The sequence below is a fragment of the Belnapia moabensis DSM 16746 genome (assembly GCF_000745835.1).
In the GTDB taxonomy this organism is placed as follows: Bacteria; Pseudomonadota; Alphaproteobacteria; order Acetobacterales; family Acetobacteraceae; genus Belnapia; species Belnapia moabensis.
Genome location: NZ_JQKB01000018.1, coordinates 16,324 through 34,165, shown reverse-complemented (window position 1 = coordinate 34,165; position 17,842 = coordinate 16,324). Strand labels below are relative to the sequence as shown.

Genomic DNA, 17,842 nt, shown 5'->3' with positions numbered 1-17,842 from the left:
CCGGATTGCCGCTTGCCTTCCGAGGCCTCGCACCGCCTTCCGCGGTAGAGCCGCGGAAGGACACCGGACGAGAGCCGGTTTCGGTAGGCGCAATCAGGCGGGCTTGCAGAAGGCGCCCAGGATCGCCGCCGTGCTTTGCCGCAGCACGGCGGCGGCCTGCTGACCGCCCATATAGGGCAGGCTGCACCAGGCGCCATCGATCAGCATGGCGAGGGTGTCACCGAGCAGCACCGGGTCGGCGGCGCCGGCGTCGCGGGCCAGCCCGGCGAGCTGGTCTCGGATGCGCGACTTGTAGGCGGCGACGAGGCGGAAGGTCGGGTGGCCGGGGTCGCGGAACTCGGCCTGGGCCAGCAGCAGCGGGCAGCCGCAAAAGTCCGGGCGTTCCAGCTTGTCGGCGATGGCGGAGATGGCGGCGCGCAGCTTCTCCGCCGGAGTCGCGGCGAGAGCGGTCGCCTCCGCGAACCAGGCGTCGTAGGCGGCGGCGTCCTCCTCGAGGATCGCGGCGACCAGTGCGTCCTTGCTCGGATAGCTGCGGTAGAGGCTCATCTTGGTGGCCTCGGCGACGCGGCAGACCTCCTCGATCCCCGTCGCGCGGATGCCCTGGCGATGGAACAGATCCTTGGCCGCGCTGTGGATGCGCTGGGCGGCTTTCGGCCTGTCGGCGGTCGCGGTGGACATGCTTACTCCCTTTCTCGCGATGCCGGAACCATGCGGCAGCGCAAAATTGGCTCTTGATGATACCGACCGGTCACTTACTATAGGGACGAACCGGTCGGTATCATTTTCCGACCCCGGAGATAAGCGATGCTCCCCGATCCCCGCAAGGTCCCTGTCGCGACAAAGGGTAAAAGCCCTTGGCTCGGCTGGCTGGCCCGCACCCTACCTGCCCCTGCAACCCTCGCCCTCGTGGCCGGCGCCAGCCTGCCTGACCCGGCGCTTGCCCAGGGCGTCCCGCCGACGCCGAGCGTCGTCGTCGCCACCCCACTCGCCCGGCAGGTCACGGAATGGGACGAGCATACGGCGCGGATCGAGCCCTCGGCCCGGGTCGAAATCCGCCCGCGGGTCTCGGGGCAGGTTGCGGAGGTGCATTTCCGCGATGGCGCGCTGGTGCGGACGGGCGACCTGCTCTTCACCATCGACCAGCGGCCCTTCCGGATCGCGGTGGAGACGGCGCGGGCCGAGCTGGCACGGAACGAGGCGCGGCTGACGCTCGCCGAGCAGCAGGTGCAGCGCTACACGCCGCTGGTGCAGCAGCGCTTCGCGCCGGAATCCGAGATGGACACCCGGCGCAGCAGCCTGCGCGAGGCGCAGGCCGGCATCGCCGCCGCGCGGGCCGCGCTGCACCAGGCTGAGCTGGAGCTGGAATGGACCGAAATCCGCGCGCCGCGGCCGGGCCGCATCAGCGACCGGCGTGTCGATGCCGGCAACCTGGTGCAGCAGGGCACGACGCTGATGACGGTGCTGCTCACCCTCGACCCGGTCTATGCCACCTTCGATGCGAGCGAGGCGCAGTATCTGCGCTTCGCCCGCGCGGCGCGGGGTGGGATGCGCGAATCCGCCGTCACCGTGCAGCTGCGGCTGCTCGACGAGACGGAATTCGGCCATGAGGGACGATTGGAGTTCGTCGATACCGCCTTCGACGCGCGCAGCGGCACCATCCGCGGCCGCGCCGTGCTGCCCAACCCGGACCTGTTCCTGACGCCGGGCAGCTTCGCCCGCCTTCGCCTGCAATCCGGCGAGACGCCGGCGCTGATGGTGCCGGATGCGGCCGTCACCGCCGACCAGTCCGGCCGGATGCTGCTGACCGTGGCGTCGGACGGCACCGTCGCGCCGCGCACGGTGCAGCTCGGTCCGCTCGTCGATGGGCTGCGCGTCGTCCGCAGCGGCCTGGGGCCGGACGATCGGGTGATCATCGGCGGGCTGCACCGTGCCCGGCCGGGCGCCAAGGTCGCCACCGAGCAGGGCCGCATCGGCCCGAGCCCGATCGCCGCCGCGCAATAACCGCACCCTGAAAGGCCCCGTGCCGTGCGCCTCGCCCGCTTCTTCATCGACCGCCCGGTCTTCGCCGCGGTGCTGTCGATCGCCATCACCCTCATCGGCGCGCTGGCCGCGCTGCGGCTGCCCATCGCCGAATATCCCGAGATCGCGCCGCCCACCGTGCAGGTGACGGCGCTCTATCCCGGCGCCTCCGCCGAGACGATCGCCGGCACCGTCGCCGGGCCGATCGAGCAGGAGGTGAACGGGGTGGACGGCATGCTCTACCTCTCCTCGCAATCGACCGGCGACGGGCGGGTGACGATCAGTGTTGTCTTCCGCCAGGGCGTCGATGTCGACCAGGCGCAGGTGCTAGTGCAGAACCGCGTCGCCATCGCAGAGCCGCGCCTGCCGGAGGATGTGCGGCGCCTCGGCATCACGGTGAAGAAGGCCTCGCCCGACCTGCTGATGGTCGTGCACCTGACCTCGCCGGATGGCAGCCGGAGCCCCGACTACGTCTCCAACTATGCGACGCTCGCCATCAAGGACCGGCTGACGCGGCTGGACGGCGTGGGCGATGCGCAGGTCTTCGGCGCGCGGGACTATGCGATGCGCGTCTGGCTCGACCCGGACCGCACGGCGGCGCGCGGTCTCTCGCCGGGCGATGTGGTGCAGGCCCTGCAGCGGGCGAATGCGCAGGTCGCCGCCGGTGCCATCGGCCAGGCGCCACGCGCGGCGGAGGCGGGCGCCTTCGAGGTGAGCGTGCAGGCGCAGGGGCGGCTCGTCTCGCCCGAGCAGTTCGACGAGCAGGTGGTGGCGACGGGCGCGGGCGGCGCGCCGGTGCGGTTGCGCGACCTGGCGCGGACCGAGATCGGCGCGGCCGACTACACCATCAACGCGCTGCTGAACAACCAGGTGGCGACGGCCATCGTCATCTTCCAAAGGCCGGGCAGCAATGCCTTGCAGACGGCGGCCGCGGTGCGGGCGACGATGGAGGAGGCGGCGCCCGGCTTCCCCTCCGGCATCGGCTACAGCGTGGTCTACGACCCGACGCGCTTCATCGCCCAGAGCATGGAGGCGGTGCTGCACACCTTCGCCGAGGCCGTGGCCCTGGTGGTGCTGGTGGTGGTGCTGTTCCTGCAGAACTGGCGGGCGGCGGTGATCCCGCTGCTGGCCATCCCGGTCTCCATCATCGGCACCTTCGGCGTGCTGCTGGCGCTGGGCTTCACGCTGAACTCGCTGACGATGTTCGGCCTGATCCTCGCCATCGGCATCGTCGTCGACGACGCCATCGTCGTCGTCGAGAACGCCGAGCGGCACATGGCGGAGGGGATGTCGCCGCTCGAGGCAGCGCGGCGGACGATGGACGAGGTGGGCTTCGCCCTCATCGCCATCGCGCTGGTGCTGGTCGCGGTCTTCCTGCCGACGGCCTTCATCACCGGCATCGCGGGGGCCTTCTACAAGCAGTTCGCGGCGACGATCTCGGTGGCGACCCTGCTCTCGGCGCTGGTGTCGCTGACGCTCTCGCCGGCGCTGGCCGCGCTGCTGCTGAAGCCGCACGGGCATGGGCCGCGCTCGCGCTGGCTGCTGCCGGTCGGGCTGTTCTTCCGCGGCTTCAACTGGGTCTTCGACCGGCTCTCGCTCGGCTATGGCGGGTTGACGCGACGGCTGGTGCGGCTGCCGGTGCTGCTTCTGCTGATCTATGGCGGGCTGCTGGCGCTGACCGGGCAGACGGTGCTGGCGACGCCGACGGGGCTGATCCCGCCGCTCGACCGCGGCTACTTCATCGCCGCCTTCCAACTGCCGCCGGGCGCCAGCCTCAGCCGGACGGATGCGGTGGTGCGGCGGGCCTCCGACGCCATCCTGGCGACGCCGGGCGTCGAGAGCGCCGTCGCCTTCGTCGGTTTCGACGGCGCGACCTTCACCAACGCTCCGAATACCGGCGTGGTCTTCGCCAGCCTGAAGCCCTTCGAGGCGCGGACGCATGAGGGGCTGACCGGCAACGGCATCCTGGCCGACCTCCAGCGCCGGCTGATGGGCGACCCGGATGCGCAGGTGCTCGTCATCCCGCCGCCGCCGGTGCCTGGCATCGGCACGGGCGGCGGCTTCAAGCTGATGATCCAGGACCGTGCCGGCCGCGGCCCGGCGGAGCTCGAGCGGGCGACGCAGCAGGTGATGATGGCGGCAAACGGGACGCCGGGCATCGCCTTCGCCTTCAGCCTCTTCAACACGGCGACGCCGCAGATCCGTGCCGATATCGACCGGACCCGGGCGGAGATGCTCGGCGTGCCGATCTCCCGGGTGCATGAGGCGATGGCGGTCTACATGGGCTCCGCCTTCGTCAACGACTTCAACCTGCTCGGCCGCACCTGGCGCGTCACGGCGCAGGCGGACATGCAGCATCGCATGGCCATCGAGGACATCGCGCGGCTGCGGACGCGGAGCGACGACGGCTCCATGGTGCCGCTCGGCAGCCTCGCCACCTTCCACGAGACCTCCGGCCCCTATCGCGTGCCGCGCTACAACCTCTATCCGGCGGCCGAATTGCAGGGGGCGGCGCTGCCGGGCGTCTCCACCGGCCAGGCGATCGCGGCGATGGAGGAGGTGCTGAAGGCCAACCTGCCGGAGGGCTTCGGCTACGAGTGGACGGAGCTGGCCTTGCAGGAGCGCATCGCGGGCAATACCGCGCCGATCGCCTTCGGCTTCGCCGTGGTCTTCGTCTTCCTCGTGCTGGCGGCGATGTATGAGAGCTGGCTGCTGCCGGTGGCGGTGGTGCTGATCGCGCCGATGTCGGTGCTGGCGGCGCTGCTCGGCGTGAAGCATATGGGCCTCGACAACAACGTGCTGGTGCAGGTCGGGCTGGTGGTTCTGGTCGGGCTGGCGGCGAAGAACGCGATCCTCATCGTGGAATTCGCCCGCGCGGCGGAGGATGAGGGGATGAGCCGCTGGGACGCCGCAGTCGCCGCGGCGAAGACCCGCCTGCGTCCGATCCTGATGACCAGCCTCGCCTTCATCCTCGGCGTGCTGCCGCTGACGGTGGCGACGGGGGCGGGGGCGGAGATGCGCCAGAGCCTCGGCGTCGCGGTGTTCTATGGGATGCTGGGGGTGACGCTGTTCGGGCTGGTCTTCACCCCGGTCTTCTACGTGGTGGCGCGGGCGCTCGCGCGGCGCCGCAAGCCGCGGGTGGAGGCGGGTCATCCGGGGGTTGCGCCGGCCGAGTGAGGGACCGGGTCAGGCGGGTATGGCCGCCTGACCCTCAGGCCTTCGGCATCCGCAGCGGGATGTCGAGGGAGCGGCCGGGTGATGCAACCAAACGGGTCGCCGCGCCTATAGTGCGGCATGCGCATCAATCGGCTATTCGAGGAACGGCTTGGCCCGCTGGTGGAGGCCTGCGGCCCGCCGGCGCCCGAAGGCCGTGGCGGCCGCGTGGCTGACCATCACGCTGTCCAGGAGAGACGAGACTGATGTGCGATGCCTGCGTGCGTAACGCACGACATCCTGCCCTGGCCCGTGCCCGTGCCGGCCTCAGCCGTCACGTGGCGAGAGTGGCGGGCTGATGCTGGCGACGCTGGCAGCCTCGCCCTGGACGGTCTGGAGCATCGCCGCGGTAGCGACGGCGGGCGTGATCCTGCGGCCCTTCGCCTGGCCGGAATTCGTCTGGGCGGCGTCGGGCGCGGTGCTGCTCGTGCTGCTCGGGCTGATGCCCTGGACGGATGCGCTGGCCGGGGTCGCCCGGGGCACCGATGTGTACCTGTTCCTGGTCGGGATGATGCTGCTGGCCGAGCTGGCGCGGCAGGAGGGGCTGTTCGACTGGCTCGCCGCCCGCGCGGCGCGGCTGGCGAAGGGCTCGGCGACGCGGCTCTTCACGCTGGTCTTCGCGGTCGGCACGCTGGTGACCGCCTTCCTCTCGAACGACGCGACGGCGGTGGTGCTGACGCCGGCCGTCGCCGCCGTGGCGCGGGCGGCCAGGGCGGAGCGGCCGCTGCCCTACCTGCTGGTCTGCGCCTTCATCGCCAATGCCGCGAGCTTCGTGCTGCCGATCTCGAACCCGGCCAATCTGGTGATCTATGGCAGCGACATGCCGCCACTGCTGGAGTGGCTGCCGCGCTACGCGCTGCCCTCGCTGGCGGCGATCCTGACGACCTACGGGATGTTGTGGTTGACCCAGCGGGAGGCGCTGCGGGCGCCGCTCGAGACGGATATCGCGGTGCCTGTGCTCTCGCCCGGCGGGCGGATGGCAGCCATCGGCATTCTCGGCACGGCCGTCGTGCTGCTCACCGCCTCCGGCCTCGGGGCGGATCTCGGCCTGCCGACCTTCCTCGCCGGGCTGGTATCGGCGGGGCTGGTGCTGCTGCGCTCGGAGTGCGGGCCGATGACGGTGCTGCGCGGCGTCGCCTGGGGCGTGCTGCCGCTGGTCGCCGGGCTCTTCGTGCTGGTGGAGGCGTTGCAGCGCACCGGCGTCACCGCCGCGCTGGCCGGGCTGCTGCGGGAGCTGGTGCAGGGCTCGGTGACGGAGGCCGCCTGGATCGCGGGCGGAGTGCTGGCGGTTGGCACCAACCTAGTCAACAACCTGCCGGCCGGGCTGGTCGCCGGCCGCGTGGTGGAGTTGGCGCAGGTGCCGGAGCCGGTGCGTGCGGCGGTGCTGATCGGCATCGATCTCGGGCCGAACCTGTCGGTGACGGGGTCACTGGCGACGATCCTCTGGCTGATCGCCCTGCGGCGGGAGGGGCTGGTGGTGACGGCCTGGCAGTTCCTGAAGCTCGGCGCGCTGGTGACGCCGCCAGCGCTGGTGCTGGCGATGGCCGCGGTGATCCTCCTCTCTTGATCCCCGACCTGGAGTGACGATGATGACGGCTGCCGCCGAGGAGCCATCTCGGCGGATCCGCCGCGGGCTGGATGCGCTCAACTTCTTCCTGGCGGATGTGCGGGACGGGCTGGGGCCTTACCTCGCCATCTACCTGCTCGCGGTGCGCGGGCCGGACCAGGGCTGGAACGAGGCGACCATCGGCCTCGTCATCACCCTCTCGGCCGTGGCGGGGCTGCTGGCGCAGACACCGGCCGGCGCGCTGATCGACCGCAGCCGGCACAAGCGGGCCATCGTGATCGCCGCCGCCGTAGCGGTGACGGCAAGCTGCGTCGTGCTGCCCTTCATCGGCAATTTCTACGCGGTGGCCGCGACGCAGTCGGTTGCCGGGATCGCCGGCGCGATCTTCCCGCCGGCGCTCGCGGCGATCACGCTGGGCATCGTTGGGCCGCGGGCTTTCTCCCGCCGGGTCGGGCGGAACGAGGCCTTCAACCATGCCGGCAATGCCGTCTCGGCGGCGCTGGCGGCGGGGCTCGCCGTGCTGTTCGGGCCGGTGGTCGTCTTCTGGATCATGGGGGCGCTGGCGGCGGCCAGCATCGCCGCCATGTTGATGATAGCGGCTGCGGCGATCGACGACGACGTGGCGCGGGGGCTGGAGGAGGAGCGGGGCGGGACGGACGGGCGGGAGCAGCCTTCGGCCTGGCAGGCGCTGCTGACCTGCAGGCCGCTGCTGATCTTCGCCGGGCTGATGGCGACCTTCCACCTGGCCACTGCGGCGATGCTGCCGACCGTCGGGCAGAAGCTGACCCATGTGGTCGGCAAGGACTACGCCACCTCGCTGATCGCGGGCTGCATCGTCGGCGCGCAATGCGTGATGGTGCCGGTCGCCATGCTGGTCGGCGCCAGGGCGGATGTCTGGGGGCGGAAGCCGATCTTCCTCGTGGCCTTCGGCGTGCTGGCGGCGCGGGGGGCTCTACATCGTCTCCGACAGCCCGTGGTGGCTGCTCGGCGTGCAGCTGCTGGACGGCGTGGGCGCCGGCATCTTCGGGGCGCTGTTCCCGGTGGTGGTGGCGGACCTCACGCGGGGCACGGGGCGCTTCAATGTCAGCCAGGGGGCTGTCGCCACCGCGCAGGGGCTGGGCGCGGCGCTCAGCGCGACGCTGGCGGGGGCGGTGATCGTCGGCCTGGGCTATTCGGCCGCCTTCCTGCTGCTGGGCGGCATCGCCCTGCTCGGCTTCCTCGGCTACCTGCTGGCAATGCCGGAAACCGGCCAGCGGGCGGAGGTCGCGCCGCCGGCCGCGGGGAGGGCGGCGGCGCGGGCTTGGGGAAGCGGCCCTAACCTCCGTCCAGCCGCTCCAGCACCTTCGGTGGCGACATCGGCAGGCTGTAGAAGCGGGTGCCGAGCGCGTCGTGGACAGCGTTGGCGATGGCGGCCAGCGGCGGGACGATCGGCGCCTCGCCCACGCCGCGCACGCCCTGCGGATGCTTGGGGTTCGGGATCTCCAGCATCACCGCCTCGATCATCGGCACGTCGGAGCAGACCGGCATGCGGTAGTCGAGGAAGCCGGCATTCTCCAGCCGGCCCTGGCGGTCGTAGAGATACTCCTCGCTCAGCGCCCAGCCGATGCCCTGCACCACGCCGCCCTGGATCTGGCCCTCGACATAGCTGGGGTGCAGGGCGCGGCCGACATCCTGCGCCGCGGTGTAGCGCAGGACGCGTACGATGCCGAGATCGACATCCACTTCCACATCGACGACATGGGTGGCGAAGCCGGGCTCGGCGCCGGCGGTGTTGAGCTGGACGCCGGCGCCGATCGGCCCGCCGGTCTCGCTCGCCTTCGCGGCCAGGTCGGCGAGGCTGAGCGGCGGGAACTGGCCGGCATTGGGGCCGGCGGGGCGGGCCTCGCCATTCTCCCAATGCACCGCCTCGGGGTCGATCTTCCAGATCTTCGCCGCGCGCTCCTTCAGCTGGCCGATCACCTTCTCGGCCGACTGCGTGACCACCATGGCGGAGGCGAAGGTGACGCGGCTGCCGCCGGTGAGGTTGCTGTAGCCGATGCTGGCGGTGTCGCCGATCAGCACCGAGACGCGGCCATGGTCGACGCCCAGCAGCTCGGCGGTGACATTGGCGATCGAGGCGCGCGAGCCGCCGACATCCGGGTGGCCGGTGGTGACGACAACGTTGCCATCCTCGGTAATGTTGACCTGCGCGCTGCTCTCGCCGCCGGCATTGTACCAGAAGCCGGAGGCGAGGCCGCGGCCGCGCTTCACGCCGGGGCGCGGGTTGCGGTCGAGCGGCGCCTTGTAGTGCTCATGGTCGCGGATCGCCTCGATCGTCTCCTCGAAGGTCACCTTGGCGAAGGTCGCGCCATAGGCCGCCTTGGTGCCGGACCTGGCCGTGTTCTTCAGGCGCAGCTCCAGCGGGTCCATCCCCAGCTGCTCGGCGATCTCGTCGATGACGCATTCGGCCGCATAGGCGCCGAGCGGGGCGCCCGGCGCACGGTAGGCCGCAACCTTTGAGCGGTTGGAGACGACGTCGTAGCCGACCGAGAGCACGTTCGGGATGTCGTAGGGCGCGAAGGAGCAACCGACCGGTCCACGCAGCGGCCCGCCCGGAAGGCAGCCCGCCTGGATGTAGAAGTCGCCCTTGGCGGCGACGAAGGTGCCATCCTTCTTAGCGCCGATCTTGACGGTGCTGAAGGAGCCGGAGGTCGGGCCGGTGGCCCGCATCACCTCCTCCCGCGTCATCACCATCTTCACCGGGCGGCCCGACTTCTTCGACAGCAGCAGGGCGACGGGCTCGAGGTAGATGATCGTCTTGGCGCCGAAGCCGCCGCCGATCTCGGCCGGGATCGCCCGGATGTTGCTCTGCGGCACGCCGGTCAGCAGCGAGGTCATGGCGCGGACCATGAACTGGCCCTGGCTGCTGCTCCAGATCGTGGCGCGGCCATCCGCCGAGTAGCTGACGGTGCAGGCCTGCGGCTCGATATAGCCCTGGTGGATCGGGCGGGTGCGGAAGGTCCGCTCGACGACGATATCGGCCTCGGCGAAGCCGGCCTCCACATCGCCGAGCTTCGCCGTCATCGTGCCGGCAATGTTGGAGGGCTTGCCCTCGAACTTGGCGAAGTCGTGCAGGATCGGCGCGTCATCGCGGATCGCGTCCTCGATCTCGATGACATGCGGCAGGACCTCGTAATCCACCGCGATCAGGGCGCAGGCGGCGGCCGCTACCTCTTCGTTGATCGCGGCGACGGCGGCGACGGGGTGGCCGTGGAACAGCGCCTTCTCGCGTGCCATCACGTTGCGGCACATCCAGCGCATGTCCTGGATGCCGAGCATGACCGAGGTCTCGAGCGGGAAGTCGACGATGTCCTTCGCCGTGACCACCGCCTTCACCCCCGGCAGGGCTTCCGCCTTGCTGGTGTCGATGGAGCGGATGCGGGCATGGGCGTGCGGGCTGCGCAGCACCTTGCCCCAGATCATCCCCGGCATGGTGTTGTCGGCCGCGTAGCTGGCGCGGCCCGTCACCTTGTCCGCGCCGTCGGGGCGGATGGTGCGCTGGCCGATCCACTTGTTGTCCTCGACCCGGAGCTTGTCGGTGATGACGTTCATCAGACGGTCTCCCGCATCTCGGCGGCGGCTTCCATCACCGCGCGGACGATCTTGTCGTAGCCTGTGCAGCGGCACAGGTTGCCGGCGAGGCCGAAGCGCACCTCGGTCTCGGTCGGGTTGGGGTTCTTCTCCAGCAGCGCGCGGGCCGAGATCAGCACACCCGGCGTGCAGATGCCGCATTGCAGCGCGGCCATCTCAAGGAATTTGCGCTGCAGCGGATGCAGCGCCTCGCCTTGCGCCATGCCCTCGATGGTGGCGATCTCGGCGCCCTCGGCCTCGACCGCCAGCACCAGGCAGGAGCAGACCAGGCGGCCGTCGACGGTGACGCTGCAGGCGCCGCAATCGCCGGTGCCGCAGCCCTCCTTCGTACCGGTCAGGCCGAGGGTGTTGCGCAGCGCATCCAGCAGGCTGCTGCCGGGATCGGCGAGGAATTCCACCGGCTCGCCGTTGATGCTGGTCGAGATATGCGTCTTGGCCATGGCGTCAGTTCCCTCCCTGGGCGCGCGCGGCTGCGATGGCGACGGTGCGCTTCAGCAGCACGCCGGCGACCCTGGTGCGGTAGGCGATGGTGCCGCGCTTGTCGTCGATCGGCCGGCAGGCGGCGCGGCAGGCGGCGGCGGCGGCCTCCAGCGCGGCGTCGTCCAGCCGGCTGCCGATCAGCGCCTTGCCCGCCTCCTCGACCAGCAGCACGGTCGGGGCGACGGCGCCAAGGCCGATGCGGGCTGCGGTGACGACGCCACCCTGCAGGGTCAGGCTGGCACCCAGCCCGACCACGGCGATGTCCATCTCGGTGCGAGGGATCATGCGCAGATAGGCATCCGACGAGCCGGCGGGGCGCGGCGGCAGGGTGAAGCTCACCAGGATCTCGCCCGGCGCGAGGCTGGTGCGGTGCGGCCCGGCCGGGACGGCCTCCACCGGCAGGGTGCGCCGGCCCCCTGGCCCCTGGATGGTGACCACGGCCCCGGCGGCGACCATGGCGGGGACGCTGTCGCCGGCCGGCGAGCCGTTGCAGAGATTGCCGCCCGGCGAGGCGCGGCCCTGCACCTGCTTCGAGCCGATGAGGTTGATCGCCTCCAGCACGCCCGGCCAGACCTTGCCGAAGCGCGGATGCTCGGCGAGCGTCGCACCCGCGACGGCGGCGCCGATGCGGAAGCCGCCCTCGGGCGGCTCCACGATCTCGGTCATCTCGCCGATCTTCTTGATGTCGACGATGAGGCCGGGCCGCACCACGCCGGCGCGCATCTGCACCAGGAGGTCGGTGCCGCCTGCCAGGATGCGGGCAGCGCCCTGCGCCGCGGCGAAGGCGGCCACCGCTTCGTCGAGGGTTCGCGGCGCAAGGTATCGGATGTCGGTCATGTACGTCCCCGTGATCGTTCTTTGTCCCGGTCCCGGCCGGGTTCAGGCCTCGTTGCGAGGCTATGCCGGCCGGCGCGGGCGGCATAGCCCCGGGTGGTGCAAGGTCAGGCGTTCGGTCTCAGAAGGTAGGGCGCGCCGGCGCGGTCGCAGATGCCGCGGATGAGCGCGTCGAGGCTTTCGGGCACCGGCACGCCATGGGCCAGCCGCTCGGCGCGCATCCGGTCCTCCGGCTCGCCGGCGACGAGCACCGGCTCGGCAGGGTCGGCGGGTGGCGTGGCGTGCAGCACGTCGAGCGCATCGTCGAGATCGGCGGCGAAGTCGCCCGGCGCGCGGAAGGCACCGGGATCGAGCGCCAGGAAGAAATGGCCGATATTGTGTGGCTGCCCCGGCTTCTGCGTGCGGTTGCGGATCGGCGAGAAGCTGGCGCCGACCAGCGTGCCGGCGAGGATATGGACCATCATGGCCAGGCCGTAGCCCTTGGCGCTGCCGGTCGATTCCAGGCCGCCGAGCGGGGTGATGCCGCCCTCAGGCCGTTGGAAGACGAGAGCGTTGGCCTCATGCGGGTCGGTGACGCCCTGGCCGGCGCCGTCGATCACCCAGCCCTCGGGCAGCGGCGCGTCGTTCAGGTGATGCACCTTCACCTTGTTGGCGGCGACGGTGGTCGTCGCCATGTCGAGCACGAAGGGCGGGTTGCGTCCGGCGGGGGCGGCGAAGGCGATGGGGTTAGTGCCGAGCACCGGCATGGCGCCGCGGGTCGGCACCAGCGAGACGCCGCGGGTCGAGGAGGTGACGAGGCCGATCATGCCGCGCGCCGCGGCGATGCGGGCATAGGCCCCGGCCGCGCCGAAATGGTGGCTGTTGACGACGCCGACCGCGCCGATGCCGTGCTGCTTCGCCTTGTCGACGGCGAGGTTCATTGCCATGGCGGAGACCGGGTGGCCGAGCCCGTCGCCGCCGTCGAGCAGGGCGGTCGGGCCGGTGTCGCGCAGCGGCTTCGGCTCGGCGGCGAGCCGGATGCGGCCCTCGCGCACGCCCTCCTCATAGGCCATCAGCATCGAGACGCCGTGGCTGTCGATGCCCATCAGGTCGGTCTCGACCATAATCTCGGCGGTGGTCGCGGCATGTCCGGCCGGCATGCCCCAGGCGCCGAGCACGGCGAGGATCTGTGCGCGGAGGGTCTCGGCCGGGATGCGGCGGCCGGTGGTGACGTTGCGGGCCATGGCTCAATCCACCCTTGCGCCGGTGGCGCGCACGATCGGCACCCAGCGGTCGATCTCGGAGGCAATGAAGGCCCGGGTGCGCTCCGGCGTCATTCCCTCGGGGATGGTGTTGCCGAGGCCGGTGAGGCGGTCACGCACCGCGGGCTCGCGCAGCGCCTCGGCGATCTGCTCGTAGAGGAACTGGCGGATCGGCGCTGGCGTGCCGAGCGTCGCCGACCAGGGCGTCCAGGTCGTCGCCTGGTAGGCGGGCAGGCCGGCCTCGGCGCTGGTCGGCAGGTCCGGGGCGAGGGGCGAGCGCTCGGGCGTGGCAATGACGAGGCCGCGCGCCGTGCCGGCCTTCAGCGGCTCGGCGAGGAAGGAGATGGTGTCGGCCTGGAAGGCGGTGCGGCCGGCGGCGAGGTCGGTGAAGGCCGCCGCCGAGCCGCGATAGGGCACGTGCTGCGCCTGCACGCCGAGCAGCTGGACCAGCATGGCGCCGGCGATGTGCCCGGTGGTGCCGTTGCCGGAGGAGCCGTAGTCGTAGCGCCCCGGATCGGCCCGCAGCAGCGCGGCGAATTCCGCAAGCGTCCTGACCGGCAGCGAGGGATGCACCGCGACGGCGATGGCGGAATGGCTGGAGATGGTGATGTGATCGACGCCGGTCAGCGGATGCACCCGCAGCCGTTCGCCGTAGAGGCCGATGTTCAGCGCATGCGAGCCAAGCGCGCCGACCAGCAGCGTGTAGCCGTCGGGCGCCGCTGCGGCGAGCGTCTCGAAGGCCACGGTGCCGCCGCCGGAGGGGCGGTTCTCCACCAGGAATTGCTGGCCGAGCTGGGCGGAAAGTTGGCCGGCGACGACGCGGGCGTTGATGTCGGCATTGCCGCCGGGCGCGAGCGCGACGATGACCCGCACCGGGCGGCTCGGATAGTCGGTGCCCGGCGCCTTCGGTTGGGCCTGGGCGGTGCCGATGGCGAGCGCCGCCAGCGCGGCCGAAATCCATCCCCGCATCATGCGATCCCGTGCTCCAGCACGCCGACGCGCTCCACCTCCAGCCGTATCCGGTCGCCGGGCTGCAGGTAGCGCGGCGGCGTGCGGAAATGGCCGGAGCCCGAGGGCGTGCCGGTGGCGATCACGTCGCCCGGCTGCAATGCCATGTAGCGGGAGACATAGGCGATTAATGCGGCGACGCTGAAGATCAAGTCGCGCGTATTGCCCTCCTGCACGAGTTCGTCGTTCAGCCAGCAGCGCAGGCCGAGCTGCCAGGGCTCGCCCACCTCCTGGGCGGTGACGAGCCAGGGGCCAAGCGGGCAGAAGCCGTCCAAGCCCTTGGCGAAGCTCGTCATCGGCAGCGGCTGGTCGAACTGGAATTCGCGGGCCGAGATGTCGTTCAGCACGGTGTAGCCGGCGACATGGTCGAGCGCGGTGCCTTCGCCGACCTGCCAGGCGGCGCGGCCGATGACGACGGCGAGCTCCACCTCCCAGTCCGGCTTGGTGACTGTGGGCGGGATGCGCACGACGTCGCCCGGGCCGCAGACCGAGGAGGTCGGTTTCAGGAACAGGCGCGGCGCGGTGAGGGCCGGGCCGCCGACCTCCTTCGCATGCTCCGCATAGTTGCGGCCGACGCCGATGATCTTGCCGGGCTGCAGCGGCGGGCAGAGCGCGACCGAGGCCAGCGGGCGGCGGAGTGCCGCATTCTTCGGCCGGGCGGCGAAGGCCAGCGCCCGGCCGGCGGCGACCATCGCCGCCTCGCCGGCGGCGAGCAGGCCGCGCATGGTTTCCGGCAGGTGCTCGGGCGGCTCGCCGGCGGCGGCGCGGGCGGCGTCGAGCGCCGGTTGCAGCGGCACCACGGCATCACCGAGCAGGGCGCCGATCCGCTCCGTGCCCTCGGTCTGGAAGGTCGCCAGCTTCATCTCAGGCGGCCAGCGCGGCGTAGTCGAGCGTCGCCATGACCTGCACTCGCAGGATGTAGCGTGGCTCGTCGGCGGCGTAGTCGGCGACGGCGTTGTGGGTGGTGCCGATATTGTCCCACATCAGCAGGTCGCCCGGCGTCCAGGCATGGCTGTGGAGGTATTTCGGCTGCGCCTGGTGGCGGAAGAGGTATTCCAGCAGGGCGTCGCTCTCGCCCGGCTCTAGCCCTTCGATCCGCATGGCGTAGCCGGGGTTGCAGTAGAGCACGCGGCGGCCGGTGATCGGGTGGACACGGAACAGAGGCTGCGCCACCGGCGGCTTCTTCGCGCGCTGCGCCGGGGTGAGCGGGCCGCGGATGCTGCCCGGGCGCTGGCGCATCATGTCCCAGAATTTCTCGAAGTCGTGGATGGCCACGCGCCCTTCCAGCCGTTCCACCACCTCGGGCGGGAGGTCGTCATAGGCGGCGTGCATGTTGCGGAACTGGGTGTCGCCGAGCGGCCGGCCGTCGCGCTGCGGCACCTGCTTGGCGTGCAGGACATTGGCGAGGGCGATCTCGGTCGAATAGGACATGTCGGTGTGCCAGCCCTGGCCGGCATCGTTCAGGCCGAGCGGCTTGCCCTCCGCGTCCCTTCGGTTCGAGAGGATCATGACCTCTGGATGGTCCGGGGCATGGAACAGATTCGCAACATTCACCTCGAGCGTGCCGAAGCGGCTGCCGAAGGCGGAGAGTTGCGGCGCGTCGAGGTCCTGGCCGGGGAAGCAGAGCACGCCGTGGCGACCGAGCGCGCGCAGCAGGGTGCGGTAGTCCTCGGCCGACAGCGGCCGTGCCAGGTCGATATCCTCGACGCGAGCGCCGAGTGCGGCGTTGTTCGGTGTGATCCGCATGGCCACGCCCTCCCTTTTGGGGAGAGCGTCGGGCGCCGGGGCGCTGCCGTCAACCGCTGTCCTGGTAAGTCGAACGCCGCGTGGCGTCCCCTAGGGGATGGGACGACGTATCTGTTCAAACCCTTGGAGACGCAAAAGCTTATTAGATGTATAGGCTTACGGCTAACGAGCTGCTACAAAGCCTTGCTACAATTTCACCGTGAGCAGCATGGCGCCTCTCCCGAAGTTCCTCCACCTCCGAAAGACGACCTACTATGTGAGGCGGCCTGTTCCGCCGGACGTGCAATCTGCCTTCGAAGGCAGAAAGGAAATCTGGATCAGCCTCAAGACCGGCTTGAAGCGAGAAGCCGAGGCCGCCTCGCATGCTGTGCTGGCTGATCTAGAGCAGCAGTTCTCGGCCGCCCGGCAAGCGAGGGATACGGTGAAGCGCGAGGAAGCCTTCCTTGCTTCTGAAGATTTCGACGCTGCATTGCGGGCTCAGGCTACGGTTACGATGGGCATGGAGACGGGCGGCTTGCCGTTTGCACCCACTTGGGCGACGCCCGCTGAAGCCGAGGCGGTCGCCCGTAACATCGCAACCGGGTTTGCGCGGCCCCGTCCAGCAACCCGGACAGAAGCTATCCGCCACATTGACCACGACCTATCGGCCCTTGAGGACGAGGCTGCGCGAGCCTCGCTTGTCAAAGGTGTCGATGAGGATGGCGGACCGGATTTCGGAACTATCCCCGATCGTTGGGTTCCAGCCTTGATGGACCGTGCGCGTGAGCTCGCCGAGGCCGAACGACGGACACTGGAAGCCCAACGGGCATTGATCGCGGGCCCCTCCGACGACGGCGAAAAGGGGAGCGAGAACCCGATCGACACAACCTCACTGACGGCGCTTGCCGCCCGTTGGAAGGCTCAAGGGACATCGGGGCCATCAGCACATAGCGAGATGACCAAAGCGATCGCGCAGTTCGAGGCGATCAATGGCCCGCTTCGATATGCCGAGATTACCATGGAACATGCTCGACGTTTTAAGGAATTTCTTGTAAGCGCCCCCAACCTTGCGGGAGCGACGAAGCAGAAGAAATGGAGTATGCTTCGTACCCTGCTCAACGTCGCGGTCAACGATGGGCTCCTCGAAGCGAACCCTTTCGTCCGGATCAAGGCCAGCTTCCCAAAGGATGCGAGGAAGCGCGGAGCGTTCACCGCCGAGCAGCTTGGTGCCTTGTTCCAGGTCCTATGCGGTGACGAATGGTGGATGGCTCGCATCGCTCTATACACAGGAGCGCGGCTCGACGAAATCTGCCAGCTCGTCAAGCGCGACATCGTAGTGGTCGATGGCATCCCATGTTTCGACATCCATGCGGATGCGGAGGTCGGGAGGACGGTTAAGACTCAAGGCTCGGTACGCAAGGTTCCGATCCACCGCCAGCTCATCACGGACGGCTTCCTCGATTGGATGGAAAGTCGGCCGACAGAGCGCCTATTCAGCGTCGATGCCGATGCTATGAGCAAGCGCATGGCGCGGCGAATAGACGGGGCGCTACCCGGATCGGGGAAGGTGTTTCATGAGTTTCGCCATACCTTCAAGGACGGGTGCCGCGACGGCGGGGTTGCGGAGGAATTTCATGACCGCCTGACCGGCCACACGGCGAAATCCGTTGGAAGAACCTACGGCAGCTACAGCATGCGCACGCTGAAGGCGAAGATCGACCTCGTCACCTTCGGCATTGAGGGGAGCGCCGACGCGGCACGCGTCAAGGCATCGCCGGCGTAGGCGTAGCTGCCCGTCCCCCTACTCCCCCTTCATCGCCATCATCGCCTCCCGTAGCGCAGCCTCGCGGGTTAATCGCACTCCCGGACCGCCACCATTAGCGGGGATGAATTCGACGCCAGCCTCGCGCAGCACAGCCGAAAGCCGCTTCATCGTCGATCCGCGTGGCTTCGTCACTTCTCCGGCTTCGATCCTCGCCAACGTCCGCAGCGGAACCCCACTGAGGTGTGCCAAATGCCGTTGTGGCCAAGCGAGAAGCGCGCGCGCAGCGCGCACCTGGCTCGCCGAAGTGGCATCCTTGACGACATTCGATAACGGCTTCACCGTCACGAATGCCAGGAGGCG

Annotated in this window: 13 protein-coding genes and 2 pseudogenes; 6 read left to right on the top strand and 9 right to left on the bottom strand. The window is 70.1% G+C overall.

Going from position 1 to position 17,842, the window contains the following annotated elements; all coding sequences use genetic code 11:
- Positions 1 to 93: 93 nt before the first annotated feature.
- Complete coding sequence (locus tag EP26_RS13655; protein ID WP_052389146.1) at positions 94 to 678, bottom strand: TetR/AcrR family transcriptional regulator; 585 nt, start codon at positions 676 to 678, stop codon at positions 94 to 96.
- A gap of 126 nt (positions 679 to 804) precedes the next feature.
- On the opposite strand from EP26_RS13655, the gene EP26_RS13650 reads away from it, so the two are divergent.
- From EP26_RS13650 to EP26_RS37460, 5 genes and pseudogenes are all read left to right on the top strand, one after another.
- On the top strand, positions 805 to 2,001 hold the full coding sequence (locus EP26_RS13650) for an efflux RND transporter periplasmic adaptor subunit (RefSeq protein WP_084112530.1): 1,197 nt from the start codon (positions 805 to 807) through the stop codon (positions 1,999 to 2,001).
- 24 nt (positions 2,002 to 2,025) lie between these two features.
- Complete coding sequence (locus tag EP26_RS13645) at positions 2,026 to 5,196, top strand: efflux RND transporter permease subunit (RefSeq protein ID WP_043339206.1); 3,171 nt, start codon at positions 2,026 to 2,028, stop codon at positions 5,194 to 5,196.
- Between the two features lie 334 nt (positions 5,197 to 5,530).
- Positions 5,531 to 6,799: an arsenic transporter gene (locus EP26_RS13640; protein ID WP_052389145.1), complete on the top strand. Its 1,269-nt coding sequence runs from the start codon at positions 5,531 to 5,533 to the stop codon at positions 6,797 to 6,799.
- A gap of 19 nt (positions 6,800 to 6,818) precedes the next feature.
- Positions 6,819 to 7,682: pseudogene (locus tag EP26_RS13635) on the top strand (MFS transporter); the annotation flags it as partial.
- Positions 7,683 to 7,689: 7 nt separating this feature from the next.
- Positions 7,690 to 8,022 (top strand): annotated as a pseudogene (locus tag EP26_RS37460) (hypothetical protein); the annotation flags it as partial.
- Between the two features lie 91 nt (positions 8,023 to 8,113).
- Here the strand turns inward: EP26_RS37460 and EP26_RS13630 are convergent.
- From EP26_RS13630 to EP26_RS13600, 7 genes are all read right to left on the bottom strand, one after another.
- Positions 8,114 to 10,390, bottom strand: a complete 2,277-nt coding sequence (locus EP26_RS13630; RefSeq protein WP_043339205.1) for a xanthine dehydrogenase family protein molybdopterin-binding subunit — start codon at positions 10,388 to 10,390, stop codon at positions 8,114 to 8,116.
- Positions 10,390 to 10,869 (bottom strand): (2Fe-2S)-binding protein, encoded by a 480-nt coding sequence (locus tag EP26_RS13625; protein WP_043339204.1) that lies wholly within the window; start codon positions 10,867 to 10,869, stop codon positions 10,390 to 10,392. Before EP26_RS13625 ends, EP26_RS13630 begins: the two co-directional genes overlap by 1 nt.
- Positions 10,870 to 10,873: 4 nt before the next feature.
- A complete protein-coding gene (locus tag EP26_RS13620; RefSeq protein WP_211259441.1) occupies positions 10,874 to 11,746 on the bottom strand; it encodes an FAD binding domain-containing protein in 873 nt (290 codons plus the stop codon).
- A 104-nt stretch (positions 11,747 to 11,850) separates the two neighbouring features.
- Positions 11,851 to 12,966, bottom strand: coding sequence for an Ldh family oxidoreductase (locus EP26_RS13615; protein ID WP_052389144.1), 1,116 nt, complete (start codon positions 12,964 to 12,966; stop codon positions 11,851 to 11,853).
- A gap of 3 nt (positions 12,967 to 12,969) precedes the next feature.
- Positions 12,970 to 13,953 carry a Bug family tripartite tricarboxylate transporter substrate binding protein gene (locus EP26_RS13610; RefSeq protein WP_043339267.1) on the bottom strand — a complete coding sequence of 328 codons (984 nt, stop codon included), beginning with the start codon at positions 13,951 to 13,953 and terminating at the stop codon, positions 12,970 to 12,972.
- Positions 13,953 to 14,855: a fumarylacetoacetate hydrolase family protein gene (locus tag EP26_RS13605; protein ID WP_043339202.1), complete on the bottom strand. Its 903-nt coding sequence runs from the start codon at positions 14,853 to 14,855 to the stop codon at positions 13,953 to 13,955. Before EP26_RS13605 ends, EP26_RS13610 begins: the two co-directional genes overlap by 1 nt.
- Position 14,856: 1 nt before the next feature.
- Positions 14,857 to 15,738, bottom strand: a complete 882-nt coding sequence (locus EP26_RS13600; RefSeq protein ID WP_043339201.1) for a TauD/TfdA dioxygenase family protein — start codon at positions 15,736 to 15,738, stop codon at positions 14,857 to 14,859.
- Positions 15,739 to 15,946: 208 nt separating this feature from the next.
- Here EP26_RS13600 and EP26_RS13595 point away from each other — a divergent pair, with 208 nt between their 5' ends.
- Positions 15,947 to 17,500: a DUF6538 domain-containing protein gene (locus tag EP26_RS13595; RefSeq protein WP_043339200.1), complete on the top strand. Its 1,554-nt coding sequence runs from the start codon at positions 15,947 to 15,949 to the stop codon at positions 17,498 to 17,500.
- Between the two features lie 18 nt (positions 17,501 to 17,518).
- On the opposite strand, the gene EP26_RS38140 is transcribed toward EP26_RS13595, so the two are convergent.
- Complete coding sequence (locus tag EP26_RS38140) at positions 17,519 to 17,773, bottom strand: helix-turn-helix domain-containing protein (RefSeq protein ID WP_281177081.1); 255 nt, start codon at positions 17,771 to 17,773, stop codon at positions 17,519 to 17,521.
- Positions 17,774 to 17,842: the final 69 nt, after the last annotated feature.